The sequence below is a fragment of the Nitrospirillum goiasense genome (assembly GCF_034427435.1).
GTDB lineage: Bacteria > Pseudomonadota > Alphaproteobacteria > Azospirillales > Azospirillaceae > Nitrospirillum.
Map to the genome: position 1 here is coordinate 1,893,330 of NZ_JAXQNP010000002.1, position 23,962 is coordinate 1,917,291.

At 66.9% G+C, this 23,962-nt stretch carries 21 protein-coding genes; 8 read left to right on the top strand and 13 right to left on the bottom strand.

Translation table 11 applies throughout. The annotated features are described in order from the left end of the window. The first annotated feature begins 192 nt into the window (after positions 1 to 192). The 4 genes from ULB03_RS11300 to ULB03_RS11315 all read left to right on the top strand — a co-directional run bounded on the left by ULB03_RS11300 (position 193) and on the right by ULB03_RS11315 (position 4,391). On the top strand, positions 193 to 1,320 hold the full coding sequence (locus ULB03_RS11300; protein WP_322483210.1) for an ABC transporter ATP-binding protein: 1,128 nt from the start codon (positions 193 to 195) through the stop codon (positions 1,318 to 1,320). Positions 1,321 to 1,336: 16 nt separating this feature from the next. Beyond that, positions 1,337 to 2,338: an ABC transporter permease subunit gene (locus ULB03_RS11305; RefSeq protein ID WP_322483211.1), complete on the top strand. Its 1,002-nt coding sequence runs from the start codon at positions 1,337 to 1,339 to the stop codon at positions 2,336 to 2,338. Continuing rightward, on the top strand, positions 2,338 to 3,168 hold the full coding sequence (locus ULB03_RS11310; protein ID WP_322483212.1) for an ABC transporter permease subunit: 831 nt from the start codon (positions 2,338 to 2,340) through the stop codon (positions 3,166 to 3,168). The genes ULB03_RS11305 and ULB03_RS11310 overlap by 1 nt, the downstream gene beginning before the upstream one ends. A 194-nt stretch (positions 3,169 to 3,362) precedes the next feature. Continuing rightward, positions 3,363 to 4,391, top strand: a complete 1,029-nt coding sequence (locus tag ULB03_RS11315; protein ID WP_322483213.1) for an agmatine deiminase family protein — start codon at positions 3,363 to 3,365, stop codon at positions 4,389 to 4,391. A 105-nt stretch (positions 4,392 to 4,496) separates the two neighbouring features. Here ULB03_RS11315 and ULB03_RS11320 read toward each other — a convergent pair whose 3' ends face one another. Next, a complete protein-coding gene (locus tag ULB03_RS11320; RefSeq protein ID WP_322483214.1) occupies positions 4,497 to 6,149 on the bottom strand; it encodes a tyrosinase family protein in 1,653 nt (550 codons plus the stop codon). A gap of 335 nt (positions 6,150 to 6,484) precedes the next feature. Then, positions 6,485 to 6,820: a hypothetical protein gene (locus ULB03_RS11325; RefSeq protein WP_322483215.1), complete on the bottom strand. Its 336-nt coding sequence runs from the start codon at positions 6,818 to 6,820 to the stop codon at positions 6,485 to 6,487. A 331-nt stretch (positions 6,821 to 7,151) separates the two neighbouring features. Here ULB03_RS11325 and ULB03_RS11330 point away from each other — a divergent pair, with 331 nt between their 5' ends. Continuing rightward, positions 7,152 to 8,084 (top strand): bestrophin family protein, encoded by a 933-nt coding sequence (locus ULB03_RS11330; protein ID WP_322483216.1) that lies wholly within the window; start codon positions 7,152 to 7,154, stop codon positions 8,082 to 8,084. A gap of 56 nt (positions 8,085 to 8,140) precedes the next feature. On the opposite strand, the gene ULB03_RS11335 is transcribed toward ULB03_RS11330, so the two are convergent. From ULB03_RS11335 to ULB03_RS11380, 10 genes are all read right to left on the bottom strand, one after another. Further along, entirely contained in the window at positions 8,141 to 8,500 is a 360-nt protein-coding gene (locus ULB03_RS11335; RefSeq protein ID WP_322483217.1) for a hypothetical protein, read from the bottom strand. A gap of 145 nt (positions 8,501 to 8,645) precedes the next feature. Further along, positions 8,646 to 9,104 carry an SRPBCC family protein gene (locus ULB03_RS11340; protein WP_322483218.1) on the bottom strand — a complete coding sequence of 153 codons (459 nt, stop codon included), beginning with the start codon at positions 9,102 to 9,104 and terminating at the stop codon, positions 8,646 to 8,648. A gap of 75 nt (positions 9,105 to 9,179) precedes the next feature. Then, the gene (locus tag ULB03_RS11345; protein WP_322483219.1) at positions 9,180 to 9,992 is read right to left on the bottom strand and encodes an anti-sigma factor family protein; all 813 of its coding nucleotides are present in this window, start codon (positions 9,990 to 9,992) and stop codon (positions 9,180 to 9,182) included. Further along, the gene (locus tag ULB03_RS11350; RefSeq protein WP_322483220.1) at positions 9,989 to 10,570 is read right to left on the bottom strand and encodes a sigma-70 family RNA polymerase sigma factor; all 582 of its coding nucleotides are present in this window, start codon (positions 10,568 to 10,570) and stop codon (positions 9,989 to 9,991) included. Before ULB03_RS11350 ends, ULB03_RS11345 begins: the two co-directional genes overlap by 4 nt. A 32-nt stretch (positions 10,571 to 10,602) precedes the next feature. Further along, a complete protein-coding gene (locus ULB03_RS11355) occupies positions 10,603 to 11,142 on the bottom strand; it encodes a cytochrome b (protein WP_322483221.1) in 540 nt (179 codons plus the stop codon). Beyond that, positions 11,139 to 12,269, bottom strand: a complete 1,131-nt coding sequence (locus ULB03_RS11360) for a catalase family peroxidase (RefSeq protein ID WP_322483222.1) — start codon at positions 12,267 to 12,269, stop codon at positions 11,139 to 11,141. Before ULB03_RS11360 ends, ULB03_RS11355 begins: the two co-directional genes overlap by 4 nt. Before the next feature lie 113 nt (positions 12,270 to 12,382). Then, complete coding sequence (locus ULB03_RS11365; protein WP_322483223.1) at positions 12,383 to 14,362, bottom strand: methyl-accepting chemotaxis protein; 1,980 nt, start codon at positions 14,360 to 14,362, stop codon at positions 12,383 to 12,385. A 315-nt stretch (positions 14,363 to 14,677) separates the two neighbouring features. After that, on the bottom strand, positions 14,678 to 15,874 hold the full coding sequence (locus tag ULB03_RS11370; RefSeq protein ID WP_322483224.1) for an MFS transporter: 1,197 nt from the start codon (positions 15,872 to 15,874) through the stop codon (positions 14,678 to 14,680). Positions 15,875 to 16,064: 190 nt separating this feature from the next. Continuing rightward, positions 16,065 to 19,034, bottom strand: coding sequence for a TonB-dependent receptor (locus ULB03_RS11375; RefSeq protein WP_322483225.1), 2,970 nt, complete (start codon positions 19,032 to 19,034; stop codon positions 16,065 to 16,067). A gap of 459 nt (positions 19,035 to 19,493) precedes the next feature. Then, on the bottom strand, positions 19,494 to 20,129 hold the full coding sequence (locus tag ULB03_RS11380; protein WP_416211127.1) for an ATP-dependent Clp protease proteolytic subunit: 636 nt from the start codon (positions 20,127 to 20,129) through the stop codon (positions 19,494 to 19,496). Positions 20,130 to 20,385: 256 nt separating this feature from the next. Between ULB03_RS11380 and ULB03_RS11385 the strand changes: the two genes are divergently transcribed. Together ULB03_RS11385 and ULB03_RS11390 are read left to right on the top strand one after the other, a co-directional pair. Beyond that, positions 20,386 to 21,192, top strand: coding sequence for an ABC transporter ATP-binding protein (locus ULB03_RS11385; protein WP_322483226.1), 807 nt, complete (start codon positions 20,386 to 20,388; stop codon positions 21,190 to 21,192). After that, positions 21,189 to 21,968 carry an ABC transporter permease gene (locus ULB03_RS11390; RefSeq protein ID WP_322483227.1) on the top strand — a complete coding sequence of 260 codons (780 nt, stop codon included), beginning with the start codon at positions 21,189 to 21,191 and terminating at the stop codon, positions 21,966 to 21,968. Before ULB03_RS11385 ends, ULB03_RS11390 begins: the two co-directional genes overlap by 4 nt. A 79-nt stretch (positions 21,969 to 22,047) precedes the next feature. Here ULB03_RS11390 and ULB03_RS11395 read toward each other — a convergent pair whose 3' ends face one another. Continuing rightward, a complete protein-coding gene (locus ULB03_RS11395; protein WP_322483228.1) occupies positions 22,048 to 22,563 on the bottom strand; it encodes an adenine phosphoribosyltransferase in 516 nt (171 codons plus the stop codon). Between the two features lie 255 nt (positions 22,564 to 22,818). Here ULB03_RS11395 and ULB03_RS11400 point away from each other — a divergent pair, with 255 nt between their 5' ends. Next, positions 22,819 to 23,958, top strand: a complete 1,140-nt coding sequence (locus tag ULB03_RS11400) for an MlaE family lipid ABC transporter permease subunit (protein ID WP_322483229.1) — start codon at positions 22,819 to 22,821, stop codon at positions 23,956 to 23,958. Positions 23,959 to 23,962: the final 4 nt, after the last annotated feature.

Below are 23,962 nucleotides of genomic sequence, written 5' to 3' on the forward strand. Positions count from 1 at the left end.
GTTCGGAACGCTTTTCCGGGCAAGCGGTTCCCAACCAGGAAGCGCCCATCGGACGTCCGCATCCGGCCCACTTCCAGCTTCGTGATCCGCCGCCTCATGTCCGACGCCCCCGACCCACGTCCCCGGCCGGCCGCTTCCGGTCCCGCCGCTTCTGGTCCCGTTGGCAAGCCCCCGGCCGCCAAAGGCCCCGCCATGAAGTTCGAGCCCTGGCACGATCCGGCGGCCAAGCCCTACATCCAGATCGAAAAGGTGACGAAGCGCTTCGGCGATTTCACCGCCGTGGACAATGTCAGCCTGTCGATCTACCGGGGGGAGTTCTTCTCGCTGCTGGGCGGGTCGGGGTCGGGCAAGACGACGCTGCTGCGCATGCTGGCCGGGTTCGAGCAGCCGACCGAGGGCCGCATCTTCATCGATGGCGTCGACATGGCGGGCATCCCGCCTTACGACCGCCCGGTCAACATGATGTTCCAGTCCTATGCCCTGTTCCCCCACATGACGGTGGAGAACAACGTGGCCTTCGGCCTGCGCCAGGACGGCGTGCCCAAAGATGAGATCCGCACCCGCGTGGCGGAGATGCTGGAACTGGTGAAGCTGACCCCCTTCGCCAAGCGCAAGCCGCACCAGCTGTCCGGCGGCCAGCGGCAGCGCGTGGCGCTCGCCCGCTCCCTGGTCAAGAAACCCAAGCTGCTGCTGCTGGACGAACCGCTGGGTGCCCTGGACAAGCGCCTGCGCGAACAGACGCAGTTCGAGCTGGTTAACATCCAGGAAAAGCTGGGCGTCACCTTCGTGGTCGTGACCCATGACCAGGAGGAGGCCATGACCATGTCCTCGCGCATCGCGGTCATGGACCACGGCCACATCGCCCAGGTCGGCACGCCCACCGAGATCTACGAATACCCCAACAGCCGCTTCACGGCGGAGTTCATCGGATCGGTGAACGTGTTCGAGGGCAACATCGTGGAGTCGGAGCCCGACCACTCCCTCATCCGCTCGGCGGAGGCCGGCTGCGACCTGTACGTCACCCATGCCGCCCACCTGGCGGCCGGCAGCCATTGCTGGGTCGCCATCCGGCCGGAGAAGGTCAGCATCACCAAGGACCGGCCGGCGGACGCCGACACGGGGCGCAACGTGACCCGCGGCGTGGTGCGCGAGATCGCCTATCTGGGCGACATCTCCATCTATCAGATCGACCTACCGTCCGGGAAACGCGTGCGGGCGACGGCGCCCAACGTCACCCGGCGGACCGAACTGCCCATCACCTGGGACGATGAGGTCTGGTTGTGCTGGCGTCCGTTCGCCGGCGTCGTCCTGACGGACTGAGGGAAGGGGAGCCGCCATGCCCGCGCAAGACCCGTCCCAGTCCTCCCCGGTTCCGGCCGGCACTTCCGCCGGCCTGCCCCCCGTGGCGCCGCGCACCCTCAAGGACCGCGTCCTGGGCGTCACCCGCCGCCTGGGCCTGACGGGCCGGGGCGGCGTCATCCTGGGCCCTTATGCCTGGCTGGTGCTGTTCTTCTTCATCCCCTTCCTGATCGTGCTCAAGATCAGCGTGGCGGAGCCGGCGGTGGGCATCCCGCCCTTCACCAAGCTGGTCGAATGGGTGGACGGCGGTCTGGACCTGCATATCCGTTTCAGCGGCTTCCAGGCGCTGTTCGATGACGACCTGTACCTGCTGGCCTACCTGAACTCGCTGAAGATCGCGTTCGTCTCCACGCTGTGCTGCCTGGTCATCGGCTATCCCATGGCCTATGCCATCGCCACCGCGCCGGAGAAGCGGCGCGGGCCGTTGCTGATGCTGATCATCCTGCCGTTCTGGACCAGCTTCCTCATCCGCGTGTACGCCTGGATGAGCATCCTCAAGGACGAGGGACTGCTGAACAACCTGCTGATGGGCCTGGGCATCATCCACGAGCCGCTGAAGATCCTGTACAGCGACCTCGCGGTTTACATCGGCATCACCTATTCCTACCTGCCCTTCATGATCCTGCCGCTGTACGCGACGCTGGAGAAGATGGACCTCACCCTGCTGGAGGCGGCGGCCGACCTGGGCGCCCGGCCGTGGAAGTCCTTCCTGACCATCACCCTGCCGCTGTCGCTGCCGGGCATCGTCGCCGGGTCGCTGCTGGTGTTCATCCCGGCGGTGGGTGAATTCGTCATCCCCTCGCTGCTGGGCGGGTCCGACACGCTGATGATCGGGCGGGAGCTGTGGAACCTGTTCTTCAACAGCCGTGACTGGCCGTCCGCCTCGGCGGTGGCCATCGCCCTGCTGGCCTTCCTGGTGGGCCCCATCATGATCTTCCAGCACTTCCAGGGCCGCGACCAGGACAAGGGGGCCGCGTGATGAAAAAGTCCCGTTTGCCGATGGTCCTGCTGGGCGTTGGGCTGGCCTTCCTGTACCTGCCCATCGTGCTGCTGGTGGTCTATTCCTTCAACGACAACCGCTCGCTCACCGTTTGGACGGGCTTTTCCCTGCGCTGGTATCATGAGCTGTTGGCCGACAGCCAGATGCTGGAGGCGGCGTGGCTGTCCTTGCGCATCGCTTTCGCCACCGCCTGCGGCGCCGTCGTGCTGGGCACCCTGGCGGGGCTGATGCTGGCGCGGTTCGGCGCGTTCCGCGGCCGGGCCCTGTTCGCCGGCATGATCTCCGCCCCCCTGGTCATGCCCGAGGTCATCATGGGCCTGGCCCTGCTGCTGCTGTTCGTCAGCGCGGAACAGCTGATCGGCTGGCCGGCGGGGCGCGGCGTGCTGACCATCGTCCTGGCCCACATCACCTTCACCATGTCCTTCGTGGCCGTGGTCATCCAGTCGCGCCTGGTCAGCATGGACGTCTCGCTGGAGGAGGCGGCGATGGATCTCGGCGCCCGCCCGGCCAAGGTGTTCTTCGTCATCACCCTGCCCATCATCGCGCCCGCCATCGTCTCCGGCTGGCTGCTGGCCTTCACCCTGTCGCTGGACGATCTGGTCATCACCAGCTTCGTCTCCGGCCCCGGCTCCACCACCTTGCCGATGATCGTGTTCTCGTCCATCCGCCTGGGGCTGAAGCCGGAAATCAACGCGCTGGCCACCATCGTGGTGGCGGTGGTGGCCACGGGCATCGCCCTGGCCGGCTTCCTGGAGGCCCGCCGCGCCCGCATCCGCGAGCGCGAGGAAAGCCAGGCGGGGCGGGTCTAGCCCCTAGAGCGGATCGCCCGAAGGTGGAATCCCCTTTGGGCGTGAAGCTGCTGGTGATCAGGCTCAGCGAGAGCCGTCTGCGTTCGATTTAACGCAGACGGCTTTAGCGCCGATTGCCAGCCCGCCATCCAGGCGGAATACTCTTCTTTCCTGACAGGCCGCCCCGCTCCGGGGCGGTGGCGGAGCGGAAGCCCATGACCTTCACCCCCGGTTCCCCCGCTGCGGCGGGTTTCGTCATGCCCGGCGAGTGGCATCCCCACGACCGTTGCTGGATGGCTTGGCCCAACCGGGCGGAGACCTTCCCCAACGGCCTGGATGCGGCGCGCCAGGCCTATGCCGCCGTGGCCAAGGCCATCGCGCAGTTCGAGCCGGTGACCATCGTGGCGCCCCCAGGGGAGGTGGCCGACGCCTCCATCCTGTGTTCCGGCGCGCCGGTCAGTGTCATCCCGGTGCCTCTGTCGGACAGCTGGCTGCGCGACAACGGCCCCAGCTTCGTCATCGACGGCAAGGGCGGCATCGGCGGCGTGGACTGGGACTTCAACGCCTGGGGCCGCAACTATGAGGATTTCCAGGCTGACACCCAGGTGGCGGCGGAAATCCTGAAGGGCTTGGGACTTCCCCGTTTCAAGGCGCCGCTGATCATGGAGGGCGGCTCCTTCCATGTGGATGGCGAGGGCACCCTGATCACCACCGAGGAATGCCTACTGAACCCCAACCGCAATCCCGGCCTGACGCGGGGCGAGATCGAGGGTCACCTGCGCGACTTCCTGGGCGTGCGCCAGATCATCTGGCTGGGCCGGGGCTATGAGCAGGATGAGACCGACGGCCATATCGATGAGATCGCCTGTTTCATCCGCCCCGGCTTGGTGCTGGCCATGACCACGGACGACCCGGACGATCCCAACTTCGATACCTTCCAGGACAATATCGAGCGGCTGTCCATGGCCACCGACGCCATGGGCCGTGAGCTGGACATCGTCACCCTGCGTACGCCGGCGCGCCAGGAACAGGATGGCGTGCGCCTAACCCTGTCCTACACCAACTTTTACCTGGCCAACGGCGGCGTGGTCCTGCCCGCCTTCGAGGACCCCATGGACGCGGAAGCCGCCAAGCTGTTCAGCCGCCTCTACCCCGATCGCCAGATCGTCCAGGTCCCGGCGCTGGACATCGTGCGCGGCGGCGGCGGCATCCACTGCATCACCCAGCAGCAGCCCAAGCCCTGAGTATCCGCAGCTTGGAGCAGGCATTGCTGCGAGTTGTTAAACGCCCCCCCAGCCGCTGTCCTGGCCGGGGGGCACACGCAACCCTGTTGGTGGTCAGGGTTGTGATCAGGATAGAAGCTGAACTGCGCTGATGGTCAGCAACGGCAGATCGTCTCCGTCCGGGGCGGCGCCGGCGGGAAGAATTGAGATGGTGATCTTCTCACCCGTCCATATTTTCTTGTTCTGCTGTTCGACCAGAATATCGAGAATGCTATAGGTGAAATCGGTGCTGCCGCCATGGCCGTCGTGATCATGGGCGCCGGTCTTCGGTGTGCCAACGATGCGGCTGCCGGCCTTGAACAGACTAATGGGGCCGACAAAGTAGGGGCCGACCACATCTGCCTGGTCCACTGAAGGAAGATTGATAAAGACATAGAGTGGCCCGTCCGGTCGGCGTTGCACTGTGACGCCCTTCAGGAGCAGGTTCGCCGGCAGCGCCTTACCCTTGGTGTCCGGAAGTTCGATGTAGGCGCCGGCGGCCGGCACAGCAACGTTGGCCGCTTCGCTAAGCAATACCTTGGTCTTGCCCCCTTCCACACTCTGCTCCTGCCGAGCAAGTCCAGGACCGGCGATGGGCGGTATTGGAGCCAGCTTGTCATAGGAATAGTATTTCTGGTAATCCAGCGCGCTCTGCGGGCCCACTGTAACCAACTTGCCATCGCCGCCGACAAAGCTGAACTGCTTCTGCAACCACTGTGCCTCATCGGGCCAGTTTTTTGTGCCCTTTCCCGGCGACGCGAAGTTGATCTTCTGTTGCCCGGCAGCCCCGTTCTGCCAGCTCGCCCACAAATGATCGATTTGACAATGATGGGCATAGAAGATGGGGTCTTGGGCGGCGGTCGGCACGTTGCCCATCAGCCCGCCCACGCCATCATGAACATTATCGTGAGGCTGGGTTTCCGTGCGCCCAGTATATCCGTAATCGTACCATTCGATCGCGGGCGGGAAGTGTAGCTGGCTGCCGGTGTCGGCCGGGTAATAACGCGGCGCGGTCAGGGAGGGGTTATAGTCCACCTGGGACCAGGCCATGTAGCCGCCCTCGTTCATCGGCTGGGTCTGTTGCTTAACCTTGGTTTCATTTGGATTGTGGAAACCCATGCCGCGGAGGCATTCGAACAGCGGGCTGTGCGAATGGCGAAATTCTTCCGGCAATTGCAGCGAGTTTCCATCGTTGCTTGCATAATCCCAGTAGGGGAGGGCAAAGCTGGAATCTTGCAGTACAGTCTGAATGATCTGCTCGAAATAATACATGTACCAACGATGCCAGGGCAGGAACCAGGGGCTGCCATGTGGGCACGTCGACCAGCAAGCCAGCGCTTGCTCCCGCCACTTTTTATGTTCCGGATTCTTGGGGTCGGAGCCGTAGAAGCTATTCACCCGGTCGATGAATTCTGGGGAACCGTTGGTCAGGCCGGGGGACTGGTCATCCAATCCGTTTATCGGGCAGGAATGGATATAGGCCTGGAAAGTCCAACTGGTGGGGGCTGGTGGGTAATTGTACTTCGGATCTTTCATGATCTTGACGGCGTGGGCATACTTCCGCAGCGCTTCTTTGCCTTCCTCCGAATAGACACTGTACCGCTTCAGCATCTGGCGAGGGTTTTCGGCAGCCCTGGAAGCGCCAAGGGTCGCAGTGCCCAGGGCAGCGGCGCCCAAGGCGGCGGCGCCGGTTTTCAAGACGAAGCGACGGCTGGTGGCGGGTAACAATGGATACGACATGGAGCAACTCCCGGATGAAAGACGTCCGGTGGTATGGTGCTTTAAATTGATCGGAAAGGCATCAGATCAAATCTGATTAGCAATATCTTGGAAAAAGCACCGATAAAGAGTAATCAACCTACGGTTATACGACCTTTAAGTGTTAATTCTTGTTAACCTTATCATGCCTGTCGTCCCCTGGGGCGCTATGTCGAAGGATCAGATCCTCCGCTCCCCCCCAGCGTCTGCTACGACTATTGGCGGTTGAGCGGCGCCGGTATCCACTGTATCCCCCAGCAGCCCCGCGCCCCTGATGATGGGGCGCGGTACCGTCCGGTCGGCTTGGGCGCCGCGGCTCAGTTGCTGCTGAGCTGGGCCTGGGCCAGGGCGCCGTTGAGGTTGGCGACGCAGCGGTCGAAGGCGGGGGAGCCTTCGGTCAGGCCGGCCTCGCTGCAGGCGGTCTGGCAGCGCTCCGCGTGCATCTTCTTGGTGGCGCTCAGGGTGTCTTTCAGGCTGGCGACGCAGGCGGCGTAGAGGCTGTCGTTGGGGCCGACGTGCAGGGCGTCCTGGCAGGCGCGGTCGATGGAGGGGTGGACGGTGACCGTTTGCACGGCGTCGGCGGCCAGGGCCGGCTGCGCGCCCAGGGTAAGCAGGGCGCACAGGGAGAGGAGGGCGGCGGATGATTTCAACATATCATGATCTCCTTGAAGGTCCGGTAAGGGGTTCATGCGCGGATATCGGCGGCGCACGCGGTCTGTGCACCCTTTGTATGGGTGGCGGCCTCGGCGGGATTGGACAGTCCTGCTGTTTCTTGAAAATTCACTGATGTTATTTCTGTGATTATTTGAATGGTCTTGCAGTATTTTCATATTCTTGTTGTCGCCAGGCCAGGCGGCGTCCTGACGGATGCCAGCCGCCTGTTTTTGCGTTTGGATTTGGCGGCGCCCCGGGCGCATGGTCCACAACGCCGCCGGCCCCTTTCAACCCACAAGGCCGATGGCCTTTGTTGAGGGAAGTGGCGCCATGATCGTCCGGGACCGGCCCGGCCTGCTGCGGCTGTTCTTCATCCTGCGCGGCTCCATCATCCTGCGCATCCTGCCGCAGGTGCTGGTGATCCTGGCGCTGTCCATGCTGGTGGTCTGGGTGCGGGGCAGCCATCCCGGCTGGGCGCCCGCCTTCAATGGCGCGCCCTTCGCCCTGCTGGGCATCGCGCTGTCGGTCTTCCTCGGCTTCCGCAACAACGCCTGCTATGACCGCTGGTGGGAGGCACGCAAGGATTGGGGGCAACTGCTCACCACCGTGCGCGACCTGGGCCGCCAGACCCTGATCCTGGAGAGGGACGGCCAAGGGGAGAGGGAGCCCCGGGCCGCGCGGCGCCAATTGCTGCGCCTGGCCATGGCCTTCGGCCATGCCTGCGTCTGCCATCTGCGGCCGGGCGGCGACCTGACCAAGCCCCGCCGCTTCCTGTCGGCCAGCCAGTTGGCGGGGTTCGAGGCGTCCCGCAATCGGCCGGATTATCTGCTGCGTCAGATGGGCCAGGTGCTGGCGGACCTGCTGGCGGGCGGGCACCTCAGCGACATCCAGTACGGAGTGCTGGATGGCACACTGGGCCGCCTGTCGGCCGTCCTGGCGGCGTGCGAGCGCATCCGCAACACGCCGGTGCCCTTCGCCTACACCCTGCTGTTGCACCGCACGGCCTACCTGTTCTGTTTCCTGCTGCCCTTCGGTTTCGCCGACGTGCTGCACTGGGGCACGCCGGTCATCACCGCCCTGGTGGCCTATACCTTCTTCGGCCTCGATGCCCTGGGGGATGAGTTGGAGGACCCGTTCGGGACCCAGGCCAACGCCCTGCCCATCGAGGCGCTGGCCGACACCATCGAGATCAACCTGCGCGAGGCGCTGGGGGAGACCGATCTGCCACCCCTGCCACAACCCAATCGGCATGTGCTGATGTGAGCATCGGCCCGCGCCCCGTCTTGGCGCGGGCCGATGGTGGCTTGGGCTCACCACCGTCAGTTGGGGGCCAGCCGGGCTTGGTCCAAGGCGCCCTCCAGCGAGGCGACGCACCGCGCGAAGTCGGCGCTGCCCGGTGCCGTTCCGACCTCGGCGCAGGCGCGGCCCGCGGGCATCGGGGACAGGTCGTGGAACGGCGCGGCGGTCGCGGCCTGGGTCAGGGTGGTGACGCAGGCGGCGTAATCGGTGTCATTGACCGTCAGGCCCAGGGTCTGCTGGCAGGCGTGCCGGACGGCGGTGCCGGCCAGGGTGGCCGCGATGGCCGGCGGTGCCGCGAAAGCCGACGGGGCCAGGGACAGGGTGCCTATCACGAGGGTGGCGGCGACTTTGCGCAACAGGGACAGATTCCGGATGATCATGGTCTGAGCTCCTTTATTTCGGCATTGGGGGAAGAATTTCTCGTCCCCGACTGGGGATGCCGATAAGACGCCAGCCATTGGGATTTATTCCCGTCATCTGATCTTTTTTTGGGGGCTTTGTGAAAGTTGTGGAAAGGGGGCCGCCTCAGTCCTGCGTGGGGCCGTCGACGTGGGCGCGAATATTATACGCCTGCACCGTCCACCCGCCCTCATTCATGCGCAGCGCTTCCACACGCCGGTTGTCGGGCAGGGTGTCGAAGCCGCTTTCCGTGATGGTCAGCAGGGTGCCGCCGTTCCGCTCCTCCAGCGTGAATTCCACCAGGGTCGGCGTCTCGCCGGAATAATCCTTTTCCGGATCCACGGCGTAGGGATGCCAGGTGAAGGAGAACAGGCGCGGTTCTTCCATCCGGACGACGGTGGCCCGCCACCGTACATGCTCATAGCCCGGACGGGTGATGAGGCCCGTGGCCTCCTGGCCGGGTACGAAGGGGCCGTCCAGCTTCACCCGGAACCAGGCGCCGAATTCCTCAGGATCGGTCAGCGCCCGCCAGACGCGGTCCACCGGCGCCTTCAGTTCGATGTGCTTGCGGATGTGATCGGTCATTTGGGGGGCGACCTCCTGGCCCAGCCCCTATAAGACTTGAGGCGGTGTTTGGTTCGCCGCCATGCCCGCGAAATCTCAAATCTTGGCGCGCAACTGCCGTCGGGCTTCGTCCGCCAGGGGGTGCAGCGCTTGCGGCGGAGCGTCGGCCACCAGGCTGTAACCCAGGCCGCTGTTGGCCCAGGTCACGCCGCCCACGGCGTCCTTCCGGTGCTCGGTCATGGGGGCGTCGCCGTCCAGCTTCATGGGACGGACCAGCATGGCGATGCGGTTGCCGGCGCTGTCGTCGTAAAAGAACATGGCGCCGGGCCCGTGCGGCGTGGCGACCAGCCGCCCGCCCATGAAGCGGTAGCCGGCGGCCGACAGGTCGGGCACGGCCACCTTGCGGTCCAGGCGCTGCGACACCCAGCGCAGCAACTGCTCCTGCTCGCTGGCGGTCATCTCCACCGGCCGCGCCGTGTCGGCGGCATAGACGCGATAATTGTCCATCGCCTCCTGCGTCAGCATGGCCACCGGGGTCATGGGCGCCTTGCCGGCGGTCATGCCGTGCATGGACCAGCCGCCAACCCCACCCACCAGCACCAGGGCGAGGGCGGCGGCCATGCTGCGCCAGGGGCCCGCCCCGGCAGCGGGAAGCCAGGACCGCGCCCGTTCATGCCGCCGCGCCTCGATGAGGTGGGCGAGGTTCAGCCGGTCCGGCACCGGTTCCTCCGCGATGGGCGCCAAGGCGGCGCGCAGGGCGGCGCGCTGGCCCGCGTACGCGGCCACCCGGTGGGCGGCCTCGGCGTGGGTGGACAGGTACGCCTCCACCTCCGCCTGCCGCCGCGCGTCCAGGGCGCCGTCGACGTAGGCGTGCAGATCCTCCTCGGTGATGGGGCGGCCGGCGGTCATTTCACTCTCCTGAAAAATCCAGCGCCCAACCGGGGGGCGCCAAATGGGGGGCGATGAATGGTGGCGCCGCTTTTCGTCGTCTCGGGGGTGGGCGTCCCCTCCATCTTCTGCGACAGCTTCTCCCGGGCGCGGGCCAGGCGGGACATGACGGTGCCGATGGGAATGTCCAGCACCCGCGCCGCCTCGGCATAAGTCAGATCCTCGACCGACACCAGCAACAGCACGCTGCGCTGCTCTTCCGGCAAGGTGTGGAGCGCCCGCATCACGTCGGCATGGTGCAGGGCGTCCTCCTGCGTCGCGGGACTAGCGATCATGGCCTCGTCGATCCCGTCCTCCAGCGTGACGTGGCTGCCCCGCCGGCGGTTCTGGCGCATATGGCTGACGGCCAGATTGTGCAGGATGCTGAACAGCCAGGTGCGGGCGTCGCCGTCCGCCCGGCGCTGGTGCCAGCGGCTCACGGCCCGTTCCAGGCAGTCCTGCACCAGGTCGTCCGCCGTGGCGTGGTTCTTCACCAGCGCCCGTGCATACCGGCGCAACGCCGGTATCAGCGGCTCGACCAGCAGCATCATGTCCTTCATGGCCATCGCCCTCGGAGTCCAGGTTCCCGCTGTCAGCGCCGGGTGCGCCAGGCCGCCATGCTCTGGAACACGCCGTCCTTGAACAGCAGGCCATGCATCAAGGCGGCGGACAAGTGGGCGATCACCGTGAGGAACAAGGTGTACGCCAGATAGGTGTGCAGGTGGCGCAAGGTGGCGTACAGCGCCCGGTCAGGCGACAGCAGCGGCGGCAGGTGCAGCGTTCCCCAGACGGTGATGGGATACCCGCCGGCCGACAGCATGGACCAACCCACCAGCGGCAGGGCGATCATCAGGGCGTACAGCAGCAGGTGCGACAGATGGGCGATGGCCTTCTGCGGGCCGGGCATGTCCGCTGGCAGCGGCGGGGGCCGGTGGGTGGCGCGCACGGCCAGGCGGACCAGCACCAGCACCAGCAGCGTGGCGCCCACGGATTTGTGCAGCGGCACCAGCCAGTTGTGGCTGGTCCCCACGGTGGCGACCATGGCCACGCCGATGAACAGCATGGCGACGATCAGGGCGGCCATGATCCAGTGCAGCAGGCGGGCGGGCCCGCTGAAGGTGGTCGACGTCATTGCGCGGACTCCTTGGGGGCGGACTGGCCGGGGGTGGGGGCGGGAAAAGCCGTGTCGTTGGCCAGGGCGCTGGGGGCCGCCGGCTCACCCGTGCGGCGGGTGTAGCCCACGGCATAGACGGAAGAGCGCGCGGCCAGCAGCGGGTCGTCGGAGGGTGCCACCCCAGCCGGCAGGATGGTGGGGTCGAAGTTCACGTCGCGGCAGGGGCCGTCATCCTCCGTCACCGCACGGTCGATGGTCAGGGTGCCGACCTCCACCCGCTGACGGTCGTCCGGCCAGGCCTTGGTGGCGTCATCGGTGGGGTCGCCGGGGTTGGGCAGGAGGATGGACAGGTGCCAGACCAGCGGCCCGTGCGCCAGCCGCCCCGCCACCTCGTCGAACAGGAAGTCGCGCGGCAGGCTGGCCAGCGTCGTCTTGTCCAGCTCCCCGAACGGCGCCTCGGGCGTGAAAATCCAGCGCACCGGCCGGGTTTGGCCTTGGCCGTTGGTGAAGCGGAAGGCGTTGACGCTGTTGTAGCTGGCGTTGGCGAAGCTGTTGGGCAGGGGCGCTTTGGCCATGTAGTCGGCGAAGGCCTTGGTTTCCGGATGCTTGGCCATATAGGACTGCACCTTTGCGGGATCGGGCTTGCCGGTGGCGGGGTCGGGCGTGGTCGCCAACTGGAAATCCAGGAAGGACTGGGGGGTGGCGACGGGGAAGACCGGCACATGGTTCAGCGCCATACGCCATTGCTCCCCGCCCGGCAGGTCGAACTTCAGCGCCAGGCTGTGGAAGGTGACCCGGCCGTCCCCCGCGTTGGGCACGCCGCCGGCCAGGGAGAAGCGGCCGATGACCGGCGTGGTCGCCTGGCGGAACAGGCTGGCCTTGCTCAAGGCCAGCCCCTGGCCGTTGCCGTCGAAATGGCCCACCACGCACAGGCCCTTGGCATGGGCGCGGCGAAAGCCCTCATGCCGGCCGTCATGCGCCTCCAGGGCGTTGACGATCTGCGCCGGGTGCAACTGGCCGGGCGTCAGCCAGCCGCCGGCATAGGCGAAGGCGGCGGTGGCGCCGCCGGCCACGGCGCCGATGGCCAGCAGCGGCAGCAACCCGCCGCGGCGGAGGATGTCCTTGATCGTGTATGAGGCTGGCATGGGCCGGCGTCCCTCTGATCCATTGGGGGCCCGGTGGTGGACCCTTCCCGAGGTGGACGCCGGCGCCGCCGGATTATTCCGGCGGCCGGACAATTTTTTTCAGACGTATGGTTTCAGGCCGCTTTCACCGCGTCGAGGAAGCGGCTGACCACGGCGCGCAGCGTGTCGGCCTCCTTGCCCAGCAGGTCGGAGGAGGCGATGACGCTGCCGGTCGCGGCACCGGTGCCATCCGCCGCCTCGCGCACGCCCACGATGTTGGCGGAGACGGCGCGGGTGCCGATGGACGCCTCCTGCACGTTGCGGGCGATTTCCCGTGTCGCGGCCCCTTGCTCCTCCACCGCCGATGACACGCCGGTGGTGATCTCGTTCATGCGGGCGATGGTGGCGGCGATGCCCTCGATGGCGGCCACGGCCTGGGCCGTTTCCCCCTGGATCGCATCCACCTGCGACTGGATCTCCTCGGTCGCCTTGCCCGTCTGCCCGGCCAGCGCCTTGACCTCGCCCGCCACCACCGCGAAGCCCTTGCCCGCGTCACCGGCGCGGGCGGCCTCGATGGTGGCGTTGAGCGCCAGCAGGTTGGTCTGGCTGGCGATGGCCTGGATGAGGTCCAGCACCTGCCCGATACGCTGCGCGGCGGTGGCCAACCCGTCGATGGAGCGCTTGGTGACGGAGGCCTCGTGGACCGCCGTATTGGCGGTATTGGCGGCATCGCTCATTTGCCGGGAGATCTCGGTGATGGACTGGCTCAACTGCTCGGCCGCCGCGGCCACCGTCTGCACATTGGCGGAGGTTTCCTCGGCGGCACCGGCCACGTTGTTGGACAAGGCCATGGTGTCGTCGGCGGAGACGGTGAGGGTGTCGGCGGCCTGGCGCAGGGACTGTTCGGCGCCGGAGAAGCCCCGCACCACCTTGTCGATGGACTCCGCGAACTCCCGCGTGGCCGCTTCCAGGCGCTGGCGCCGGGCCTCCTTGGCCCTTTCTTCGGCCAGTTGCTGGGCGGCCAGCGTGTCGGCGGCCATGGCGTTGGTGCGCAGGATGGCGACCGCGCCGGCGATCTCGCCCACCTCGTCGGCGCGGTCGCAGAACGGAACCTCCACGGCGTAATCCTTGGTGGCAAGCCGGGCGATGACTTGGCGCAGGGTATCCAGGGGGCGCAGCAACTGCCGCGCCACCACCCACAAGGTGACCAGTACGACGAGGACGCACACGCCGGCCAGGCCCAGGCTGACCATCAGGTTCAGCCAAGCCGCCCGCCCGAACGCCTGGATGTGGCTCCGCGCCAGCTCCTCGACGGCATGCCGGGCCGTGACGGCCTTGCCGATGGCCTCCGTCGCCGAGGCGAACCAGCTTTTGCTGTCGACGGGGTATGCGGTTCCTTGGTTGGATGCCGCGACGATGCGGCCGATCGTGTCGTTGATGCCCTTGAGCGCGTCTTCGGTGGCGGCGGTCGCCGCCACGAAGTCCGCGCCGTGCCGTGCCGCCCGTCCGCTGACGGAGGCGGCACTTTGCGCCGCGGCGCCTTCCGCGCGGCCCAGGCTTTCCATCTGCGAGGGGGACAAGGGCTTGCCGGCCGCCAGCACCCCCGCCAGCAGGCCCCGTTCGCGCCCGATCTGCTCGCTGAGCTGTGCCAGATCGGCAGCCAGCGCCAAGGTGTCGACCAGGCGGGTGTCGGCCGAGGCGGGCAGGGCGTCGCCGATGCGGTCCTTGAACGCCAGCATGGCATCGACGGCCCGGGTGGCCGCCCCGAACCAAGCGGCCGCGTCGCGGGGACCGGCCTGATCCACCGCTTGCCAGGCCGACTGACGCGCCATGTCCAGCGCCTGCCAGGCGGTGCGGGCCGCACCGGCGTCCAGTCCCGCAGCCTCCGCCTGGGCCAGGGCGGATTGCCCCTCCCGCACGGCGGCGTCGCGGGCGTCGGCGGCTGCCTTGCGTGCCCCCGGGTCCACGGTGGCCGATGACAGCAGGACATTGGTCAGCCCGCGTTCCACCGCCATCCGCGTGGCCGCCTCCAGCACCGCCGATGCCGCCCCCTCCGCCACCGAAACACGACGGGCCGCCGCCAGGTTGTCAATCGCCTGAACGGCGCGCTGCACGGCAAGTAAACACGTTAACAATGCCAGTAAACCAACCATGCCAAGCAATTTCTGACGAATGGTCATGCCCATATCTCGCTTCTGGAAAGGGGGTTTACTGGATTGATGAGTTTCCTGTGCATGTATAATGAAAGGGGCGGAATGGGTAAAAGAAGAGTTAACGCTTTCGGTGGTCCGCCCATGATCAGGGCGCGCCGCGCCAAGTTTGATCTGGCGCAAGCGTGGGCAGCGGAATTTGGCTAAAGGGGCCCCGTCTTCGCAAATGGGGCCACAATCAAAGGGTGGGCGAGGAGGGGTAAGAGGACGCGCCGCGTGTCAATGGGCGTAGCCGGCGCACGCCTGCTCCCCGTCGTCGCCAGTCTGGGGCTGGCCCCGGTCGGTCGCGGCGGCGATGGCGGTCAGGGTCAGCGCGCAAACGGCCAGGCCCGCCCCCAGCCAGGGCAGGTGCACATAGCTCACGCCATGGTCGATGGCGATGCCGCCGAACCACGCGCCCAGGGCGTTGCCCATGTTGAACGCCCCCTGGTTCAGGGTGGAGGCCAGGTTGGGCGCCCCGCGCGCCTGGTCCACCACCCGCATCTGCAGTGGCGACCCGACGCAGAAGGCGGCGATGCCCCACAGCACCAGGGTCGGGACCGCGCCGACGGGCGTGGCGCTGGTCCACACCAGGGCCACCAGGATCAGGGCGATGATGCCGAAGGTCGTCATCACCATGGGCATCATCTTCCAGTCGGCCAGGCGGCCCCCCAGAAGGTTGCCCACCGTCAGCCCCACGCCGAACAGCAACAGGACGTAGGTCACCTGGTCGGGCGAGAAACCCGTGACATGCTCCAGCAGCGGGGTGATGTAGGTCAGCACGCTGAACAGGCTGGCGGAGGAGATGACGCTGATCATCATGGCCATGGCCACCTGGGGGCGGCCCAGCACGCGGAACTCGCCCAGCAGGCTGCCCCCGCTGCTTCCTGGCAGACCGCGGGGAAGCCACAGGGCCAAGGCCGAGGCGGCGATGATGCCGATGGCCACCACCGCCCAGAAGGTGGCGCGCCAGCCCAACTCATGCCCCAGGGCCGTGCCCAGCGGCACGCCCAGCACGTTGGCCAGCGTCAGGCCGGAAAACATCAGCGAAATGGCCTGGCCGCGCTTGTGCCGTGGCACCAGGCCGGCGGCCACCACGGCGCCGATGCCGAAGAAGGTGCCGTGCGACAGGGCGGTGACGATGCGGGCCGCCATCAGCAGGCCATAGCTGGGGGCCAGTGCGCAGAACAGGTTGCCCAGGATGAAGATGCCCATGAGGCCGATCAGCGCGCTCTTGCGCGGCAGGCGGGCCGTCACCACCGCCAGCACGGGCGCGCCCACCACCACGCTGAGGGCATAGGCGGTGACCAGCATGCCGGCCTGGGGGATGCTGACGCTCAAATCCTGCGCCAGGTCCGGCAACATGCCCATGATCACGAACTCGGTCGTGCCGATGCCGAAGGAGGCGATGGCGAGGGCGAGCAGGGGCAAGGGCACGGGGAGGTACTCCAGGAAAACAACAGCGGCTGAACGATGCGCCCCTAGCATCGCCGAAAATGGGTAAGCGTTGTCATGCTGCATTGCAGCGTGAGCCATGCGGCCGATGCCGGCCCCGAAATGATGCCCCTGAAATGAGGAAATGGCGCGCAGGCTGGGCCCGCGCGCCATGCGTCAATGACGGCTGGTATCAGTAGGTGTAGGTCGCGTTGAACATGTAGCTGCGGCCCGGTTCCACGATTTCCGGGATGGCGTCGGCGGTGCGCCCGATGGTGCGATAGTAGCTGTAGTCGTCCAGCAGGTTCTGCACGGCGAAGCCCACCTGCAGGCCATTGGCGAAGGTGTAGCCGGTCGACAAGTCCAGCCGCTGCGTGGCGCGCAGCCATTCGTTCAGGGCGTTGCCGCCGAAAGTACCGAAGCGATAGCGGACCAGGCTGTCGCCGCTGTAGCGGTAGGACAGGGTGGTGTCGAAGCCCCCCCGGTCGTAGGACAGCGAGGCGTTGAACAGCACGTTGGGCGTGCCCTGCATGGGCGAGGTGTCCTCGATGCCGCTGCTGTTCAGGTGAACGGCGGCCTGCTGAAGCGTCAGGTTGCCCCCCAGGCTGAAGCCGTCCAGGGCGCCGGGGGCCAGGGTGCGCAGTTCCTGGTTCGCCGTCAGCTCGATGCCATAGACATGGCCGCTGCCGCCGTTCACCGGCTGGGAGATGCTGGACACCCCCGTCTGCGCCACGGCCGATGCGTGGTAGTCGGTGCCGCGGTCATAGAGGTAATGCGACAGCGCCTTGTAGAAGGCGCCGGCCATCAGGTGGGTGCCGGTATCCAGGACCCATTCGCCCGACAGGTCGTAATTGACCGATTCCGTCGGCTTCAGGTTGGGGTTGCCCTGGGTGATGCTGATGCTGCCATCGGAATTGAGCGAGGTCTGCGACCCGCCGCCCAACTGGTACAGGGCGGGCCGCATGTAGCTGGTCCAGATGGCGGCGCGATAGACGCCGCCATCGTCCGGGCGGTAGTTGACGTGCAGGCTGGGCAGCGCCTCGTTGTACACGGTGCTGTTGGACTGCCAGGACGACACCTGGCCATCACCCGACGCCGTGTTCCAATAGGTATTGTTGATGCGCGTGTGTTCGAAGCGCAGGCCGGGGATGACCTCCCACCCGTCACGCTTGATGCCGGCCATGATGTAGGCGGCGTAGACCGCCTCGCCCCCCCGCAGGGTGTTGCCGTTGTAGTCGTCGGCCGACAGCGTCCGCTGGTAGGCCAGCTTCTTCAGCGCGGCGGACAGCCCGTCGCCATCGCCCAGGGGCACGGTGTAATCGTAGATGCCGGGGATGATGGAGGAGAGCTGGCCGTCCTGGATGTAGGGATTGCTGGCCAGGCTGGAGCCGGCCGGGTAGGGCTGCAGGTCGCTGTAATCGCGGGAATAGGCGAAGCGATGGCTGTCCACCATCTTGGCGCCGGCCTTGATGTAGTCCAGCAGCCCGTCGCCCATCTGGTAGGTGGCGTCCAGGTGGGCCCCCAGCTTGCGCTGTTCGCTGTAGGACTCGGTGAATTCCCCACTGCCGTCGATGGCCGTGTAGTTGGCGGTGTTGTTGAAATAGGCCCGCTGGGCGGCCGTCAGCACGGGGATGGGATATCCCGCGCTGTTGTAAGTCAGCAGGAAGGGGCTGCCCAGGCCGCCCGTCTGATAGGCGAATTCGGCGTGGTCCGGCGCGGAATTCTGCCCCCAGCTGTAGAACACGTCGTAGTCCAGCGTCAGATGGTCCAGGCGGGTGGTGCCGCCCAGCTGGCTGGTCATCAGTTCCGATACTTCCGGCGCCGTTTCGAACCAGTAATGTTCGTCGGCGTCGCTTTCGGCGTTTATATACAGCCCGTTGGACAGCTGCGTGGCCGCCGAGTAGCCGTCGGCCTGCAGGCCCTTCTGATAGACCTCCTGGCGGATGTCGGATTTGGCGTAGGTGGTGCGCAGGTGCAGGCTGGTGGCGTCGCCCTGCCAATCCAGCGAGAGGTTGCCGCCATAGCGTTCCTGGGTGCCCCGCGTGAACTGGGCGTTCAGGCTGGTCAGCAGCAGGTTGTTGGCCTTGTCCACGCCGGGCGCGCTGGCGCCCTGTTCCGAGGTGGTCTGCAGGAATTCCCACTGGCCGACCTGGTAGTCCTGCATGCTGCTGACGAAGTTGCGCTTGCCGTAGTAGGCGGTGACATAGGCGCCGAAGCGCTTGTCGGGACCGAAGCGGTCCGCCACCTCCACCTGGCCGATGCCACCGCCGGCGTCCAGGCCGTAATCCAGCGCCCGGCCGCTCAAGGTGCCTTGGGCGTAGACCTGCAGCAGTGGCGCGTCGAAATCGAAGGCGGAGTGGGTGCGGAAGTCGAAGGTGCCGCCCACCGCGTCACCGTCCATGTCGGGGGTGGAGGTCTTGGACACCACCACCTTGTCCATGCCGAAGGGCGGCAGCAGGCTCAGTTCCACCTGCCGGCCATAGGGCATGCCCTCGGCCACGTTGGCGCCGTTGATCAGGTTGACGTTGTATTCCGGGTCCATGCCCCGCAGGGACACGAACTCACCCTGGCCGCGCCCGGCCGCGTCGACGCCGTTGTGGTTGCCCTGGCTGGGGGAGCCGGAGGTGGCGTTGGTGGCGACCGCGACACCGGGCAGGCGGGCCAGCGCCTCGGCCACGTTGGTGTCGGGGTTGCGCTTCATGGCCTCCGCGGTCAGGACGCTGACGGTGCCGGTGGCGGCCATCTGGTCCACGATGGAGCGGTCACGCTCCTTCTGGCCGGTGACGACCACTTCGCCGACGCCGCTCGCCGCCACGCCGGCCAGCACGACGTCGCTGCGCGCGTCGCCTTGGGCCGGGATTTCGACCGGCTGGCGCACCGGCGCGCCATCCCCCACCCGAACCGACAGGTCGTACGTGCCCGCGGGCAGGTCGGGAAAGGCGTAGCGCCCGTCCCGGCCGCTGACCACGGTGTGGCCGCCCAGGGATAGGACCGCACCGCCGACAGCCGCGCCACTGGCCCGGTCAGTGACTTGGCCGGACACCACACCCGCCTGCGCCTGGTTTTGGGCGGACAACGCCGCCAGCATCAGGACGGGCAACAAAACGGCGCTTCCGCTCAAGGCGGAGCACGCCAGCAAAAGGCTCTTAGCCTTCTTGTGCATCGCGAGGATCCCAATTGCCATGATTTGTGTCGCGCCGACCGCTTCGGCGGGCGCGGGTGGCCTCTGTCGGGCCGAATATTAATGAAAATTAAATTATCTTATGTGAATGACGGGCCGATGACGGTGTCATGAAGGAATGACAACATCCTAAGTCATTGCAATATTGTGTGTATTGGGCGCGCCCTAGAGGGCCCCGGCAGCCTCGTCGGTGGAAAGGGGGACCACCGGCAGGCGAGGGCGCGCGGGCACAGGGGTATCAAACAGCCGGCCGCTCACCAGGGTGGCCATGTCCCACCGCTTTCTCCCTTGGCGGGCTGTTGGGTGGGGATGGACAGGGGACCATCATAGCGGGCCCGGTCATGGGGTGGTTTTTCAGTGCGGGAGAACGGCCATGAAAAAAGCCGCCGACGCCGGTGAGGGCGAGGGCGGCTTTGATCGTCGTCTCAAGGCATGGCGATCTTACTTCAGATCGTCGGCCTTGCTGATGATGTGGGTGACGATGCCGTAGTCCTTGGCCTCTTCCGCCGACATCCAGAAATTACGGTCGGTATCCTGCTCGATCTTTTCCAGCGGCTGACCGGTTTCGCGGGCGATGATGGTGTTCAGACGCTTGCGCATCTTCACGATCTCACGCGCCTCGATGGCGATGTCGGTGGCCTGGCCGCCGGTCCCGCCCATGGGCTGATGGATCAGGAAACGGGTGTTGGGCAGGCAGTAACGGTTTTCCTTGGCCGCCCCGAGGAAGATGTGGGCGCCGGCGCTGGCCACCCAGCCGGTGCCCAGGACCAGGACGCGCGGGCGGATGAACTGCAGCACGTCGTGGATGCTGTCGCCGCTTTCGACATGGCCGCCCTGGGAGTTGATCACCAGGCGGATGGGGTCGTCGCTCTCGGCCGCCATGGCGAACAGCTGGGCGACCGTGCTTTCCGCGATCTTCTGGTTGATCTCACCGAAAAGCAGGATGGTGCGGCTCTTGAACAGGCTCTGCGCCACGGGTGAGAAGGGCGCGCCCTTGCCCTTTTCCTCCTTGCCGCCTTCCGGCGCGGTCTCGGGGCTATCGGGTTCTTCGTCGTCGAAGCGGATCGGCAGGGTCACCAGGATCTCCTTGGGAACGAACAAGACGGGGGCCAAACCGGCGGCCCAACCGCCCACCCTTATCAGGTAGCGGGATTCGGCGCCCCGTTCAACCCGTGCGTCGCACGGGAAACCCCGCCATGATCGGTTACCCCGCCCGGTGAGGCAAGCCCAGTCTGGCAAAAGGGGGGCGTCCACCACTGGCGCCCGGGCCCGTCCCTCGGGTAAAGGTTAAGGCCGGTATCTTTCCGGTATTTCAATGACGCGAGGTCGCGCGATGGGGCAGGGCCCGGCACCCTCTCTGGAAACGCCATTCCTGGAATTGCGGGGCATCAGCAAGCGCTATCCCAACGGGACGCTGGCGCTGACCGACATCTCGATGACCGTGGGCGAAGGGGAGTTCCTGGCCATCGTCGGCGCCAGCGGCTGCGGCAAGAGCACCATCCTGCGCCATGTCGCCGGCCTGGTGACCCCCTCGGCCGGCGACATCCGATGGTCGCGGGCGCCGGCCGCCGGCGGGATCGGCATGGTGTTCCAGGAGCCGACGCTGATGCCCTGGGCCCGCATCCAGGACAATGTCCGCCTGCCGCTGGACCTGGCCAAGGTGCCGCGCGCCGCGGCCGACGCCCGCGTCACCGCCCTGCTGGCCCAGGTGGGCCTGGCCGATTTCGCCCAGGCCTATCCGCGTGAGCTGTCGGGCGGCATGAAGATGCGCGCCTCCATCGCCCGCGCGCTCGTCACCCGTCCGCGCCTGCTGCTGATGGATGAGCCGTTCGCCGCGCTCGATGAGATCACGCGTCAGAAGCTGAACGACGACCTGCTGGCCCTGTGGGGGGAGCAGCGCTTCACCGTTCTGTTCGTCACCCACAGCGTCTATGAGGGGGTGTATCTGGCCAGCCGCGCCATCGTCATGGCCCCGCGGCCGGGCCGCATCCATGCCGACATCCCGCTGGACCTGCCCTATCCCCGGGATGAGGCTTTGCGCACCGACGCCCGCTACGCCGCCGCCTGCCGCCAAGTTTCCCTGGCCTTGGCCGATGCCATGCGTTCGCCGAGCCATCCATCGGGGGAGACTGCGGCATGAGCGCGCTGCGTCGCCTGGCGCCCATGATTCTAGGCGTCATCGTCCTGGCCGCGTGGGAGGGGGGCGTGCGCCTGCTGGCCATTCCCGCCTTCGTCCTGCCGCCGCCCAGCGCCGTGGTGGCGGCGTTGCTGGCCGATCCTGACACGCTGGGCCTGTCGCTGTGGTTCACGCTCACCGTGACCTTGCAAGCCTTCGCCCTGGCGGTGGCGGGCGGGGTGGCGCTGGCCATCCTGTTCACCCGGTCGCCGCTGCTCGCCTCCGCCCTGTATCCCTATGCCGTCATCCTGCAGGTGACGCCGGTGATGGCCATCGCCCCGCTGCTGCTGGTCTGGGTGGGGTATGAGCGGGTGGATTTGGCGCAGCTCATCCTGGCTTGGATCGTCGCCTTCTTCCCTATCCTGGGCAACACCACCCTGGGCCTGCGCTCCGCCGACGCGGGCCTGCGCGACCTGTTCCGCCTCTATGGCGCCAGCAAGTGGCAGGTGCTGTGGCGGCTGGAGCTGCCGTCGGCCTTGCCCTACCTGTTGGCGGGCATGAAGATCTCGGGCGGCCTGGCGCTCATCGGCGCGGTGGTGGCGGAGTTCGTGGCGGGGTCGGGCACGGGCAGCGGCCTGGCCTGGCGCATCGTGGACGCCAGCAACCGCCTGAACACCCCGCGTATGTTCGCCGCCCTGGCGCTGCTGTCCCTGCTGGGCATCGCCCTTTTCGCCGTACTGTCCCTGGTGCAGCGCCTGGCGCTTCGGCGCTGGCACGACAGCGAGGCGGGGCATCCTTGAGACGCCCCAAGGGCATGAGGAGCCTCATGCCCTTGGTGAACCCCGACCGGGGGCGCCGAAGTTTTAGGAACCCGCTGAATTACTTGTCGTAATTCAGCAAAGACAAAACCGGCACATCCAGCTTCTTGCGGCCTTCCAGGAAGTCCAACTCGATCAGGAAGGCGGCGGCGCGCACGTCGGCGCCGACGTCGCGCAGCAGTTTGATGGCGGCGTTCATGGTGCCGCCGGTGGCCAGCAGGTCGTCCACCACCACCACGCGCTGGCCGGGCTTCACCAGGTCGGCCTGGATTTCCACGGTGTCGCTGCCGTATTCCAGGTCATAGGAATGGCGCACCACGTCGCCTGGCAGCTTGCCCTTCTTGCGTACCATGGCGAAGCCCAGGCCCAGTTTCAGCGCCAGGGGGGCGGCCATCAGGAAGCCCCGGGACTCGATGCCCACGATGAAATCGACGCCGGTGTCCTGGATCAGGCGGGCCATGCGGCCCATGGCGACGGCCCAGGCGTCGGCGTGCGCCAGCAGCGGCGAGATGTCGTAGAACAGGATGCCGGGCTTGGGATAGTCCGGGACGCCGCGGATGTGGCTTTTGAGATCCATGGGGAAAGGCCTCGGGGGAAACGGAGACGCCCCGGTCCCGGGGCGCGAAATCATAGGGGAGGCTGGTCTGGCATGCCAGCGCCAAGCCGTGCCGCCGCCGTCCGGATGATCCGGATGGCCACCTCGCGGCCGCTGCTGTTGACCCGCGACGGGCCTTTCTGTCAAGTGAAGGACGAGCAAGGCCGCCCGGCGCCCCCGACAGGATGGGGGCGGGGGCCGCCGGAAAGCCACCCCGCGGGGGCGGCAAGGGGTAAGATGGCGGCGGCAGGCATCGGCGTAATCAGGACGGCATGGGACGGCGACCACTGGCTGCTCGCGGCCCAGGGCCGCTGGGACCTGGCGGCGGCGGAACAGCTGGACACGGCGCTGACCCGCCTGAAGCCGGAACGCAAGCCGGGCCAGGTCCTACTGGACCTGTCGGGCTTGTCGGGCATGGACACCGCCGGCGCCCTGGTGCTGGACCGCCTGATCGAGCGCCTGCGGGCGGAGGGCGAGACGGTGGCCGTGGTGGGGGCCACCTCCGCCCAGTGCACCCTGCTGCGTGACGTTCGCCGCGCCGTGGTGCGCCACCCCGATGTCAGCACGCCCTTCCATCCCTTCCATGATTTGCTGGAGCGGGTGGGTAAGGGCGCCTTCAGCCTGGCGCAGGACGCGTATCAGCTGTTGAGCTTCTTCGGGCTGGTTTTCCTCACCATCGCCCGGGTGGCGCGCGATCCGCGCCGCTTCCGCTGGACGGCCTTCTTTTTCCACCTGGAACAGGTGGGCCTGAACGCCCTGCCCATCATCGGCCTGCTGACTTTCCTGATCGGCGTGGTGCTGGCCTACCAAAGCGCCGATCAGCTGCGGCGATTCGGCGCGGAGATCTTCGTCGTCAACCTGTTGGGCATCGGTATCCTGCGCGAGCTGGGGGTCCTGATCACCTCCATCATCGTGGCCGGCCGCTCCGGCTCCGCCTTTACGGCGCAGATCGGCACCATGAAGGTGAACCAGGAGGTGGACGCCATGCAGGTGCTGGGGCTGGACCCCATCGAGATGCTGGTGCTGCCCCGGCTGGCGGCCCTGTTCGTGGCCCTGCCGCTGGTCAGCTTCTACGCCGATGTGGTGGGCCTGTTCGGCGGCGCCGTCATGTCCTATGCCACGCTGGACATCACGCTGGGCCAGTTCCTGCGGCAATTGCAGGTGGCCGTCAACCCGACCACCCTGCTGGTGGGCCTGATCAAGGCGCCGGTCTTCGCCATGGTGATTTCGCTGGTCGGCTGTTTCGAAGGCCTGAACGTGACCGGCAGCGCCGAAAGCGTGGGTAAGCTGACCACCCGCTCGGTGGTCGAGTCCATCTTCCTGGTGATTGTGCTCGACGCGCTGTTCTCCATCCTCTTTTCCTACCTCAAGATATGAGGGC

Bases quoted from the DNA above. Each gene is read 5' to 3' on its own strand.
- ULB03_RS11300 (WP_322483210.1), top strand. From the start codon at position 193: ATGAAGTTCGAGCCCTGGCACGATCCGGCGGCCAAGCCCTACATCCAG.
- ULB03_RS11305 (WP_322483211.1), top strand. From the start codon at position 1,337: ATGCCCGCGCAAGACCCGTCCCAGTCCTCCCCGGTTCCGGCCGGCACT.
- ULB03_RS11310 (WP_322483212.1), top strand. From the start codon at position 2,338: ATGAAAAAGTCCCGTTTGCCGATGGTCCTGCTGGGCGTTGGGCTGGCC.
- ULB03_RS11315 (WP_322483213.1), top strand. From the start codon at position 3,363: ATGACCTTCACCCCCGGTTCCCCCGCTGCGGCGGGTTTCGTCATGCCC.
- ULB03_RS11320 (WP_322483214.1), bottom strand. From the start codon at position 6,149: ATGTCGTATCCATTGTTACCCGCCACCAGCCGTCGCTTCGTCTTGAAA.
- ULB03_RS11325 (WP_322483215.1), bottom strand. From the start codon at position 6,820: ATGTTGAAATCATCCGCCGCCCTCCTCTCCCTGTGCGCCCTGCTTACC.
- ULB03_RS11330 (WP_322483216.1), top strand. From the start codon at position 7,152: ATGATCGTCCGGGACCGGCCCGGCCTGCTGCGGCTGTTCTTCATCCTG.
- ULB03_RS11335 (WP_322483217.1), bottom strand. From the start codon at position 8,500: ATGATCATCCGGAATCTGTCCCTGTTGCGCAAAGTCGCCGCCACCCTC.
- ULB03_RS11340 (WP_322483218.1), bottom strand. From the start codon at position 9,104: ATGACCGATCACATCCGCAAGCACATCGAACTGAAGGCGCCGGTGGAC.
- ULB03_RS11345 (WP_322483219.1), bottom strand. From the start codon at position 9,992: ATGACCGCCGGCCGCCCCATCACCGAGGAGGATCTGCACGCCTACGTC.
- ULB03_RS11350 (WP_322483220.1), bottom strand. From the start codon at position 10,570: ATGAAGGACATGATGCTGCTGGTCGAGCCGCTGATACCGGCGTTGCGC.
- ULB03_RS11355 (WP_322483221.1), bottom strand. From the start codon at position 11,142: ATGACGTCGACCACCTTCAGCGGGCCCGCCCGCCTGCTGCACTGGATC.
- ULB03_RS11360 (WP_322483222.1), bottom strand. From the start codon at position 12,269: ATGCCAGCCTCATACACGATCAAGGACATCCTCCGCCGCGGCGGGTTG.
- ULB03_RS11375 (WP_322483225.1), bottom strand. From the start codon at position 19,034: ATGCACAAGAAGGCTAAGAGCCTTTTGCTGGCGTGCTCCGCCTTGAGC.
- ULB03_RS11385 (WP_322483226.1), top strand. From the start codon at position 20,386: ATGGGGCAGGGCCCGGCACCCTCTCTGGAAACGCCATTCCTGGAATTG.
- ULB03_RS11390 (WP_322483227.1), top strand. From the start codon at position 21,189: ATGAGCGCGCTGCGTCGCCTGGCGCCCATGATTCTAGGCGTCATCGTC.
- ULB03_RS11395 (WP_322483228.1), bottom strand. From the start codon at position 22,563: ATGGATCTCAAAAGCCACATCCGCGGCGTCCCGGACTATCCCAAGCCC.
- ULB03_RS11400 (WP_322483229.1), top strand. From the start codon at position 22,819: ATGGCGGCGGCAGGCATCGGCGTAATCAGGACGGCATGGGACGGCGAC.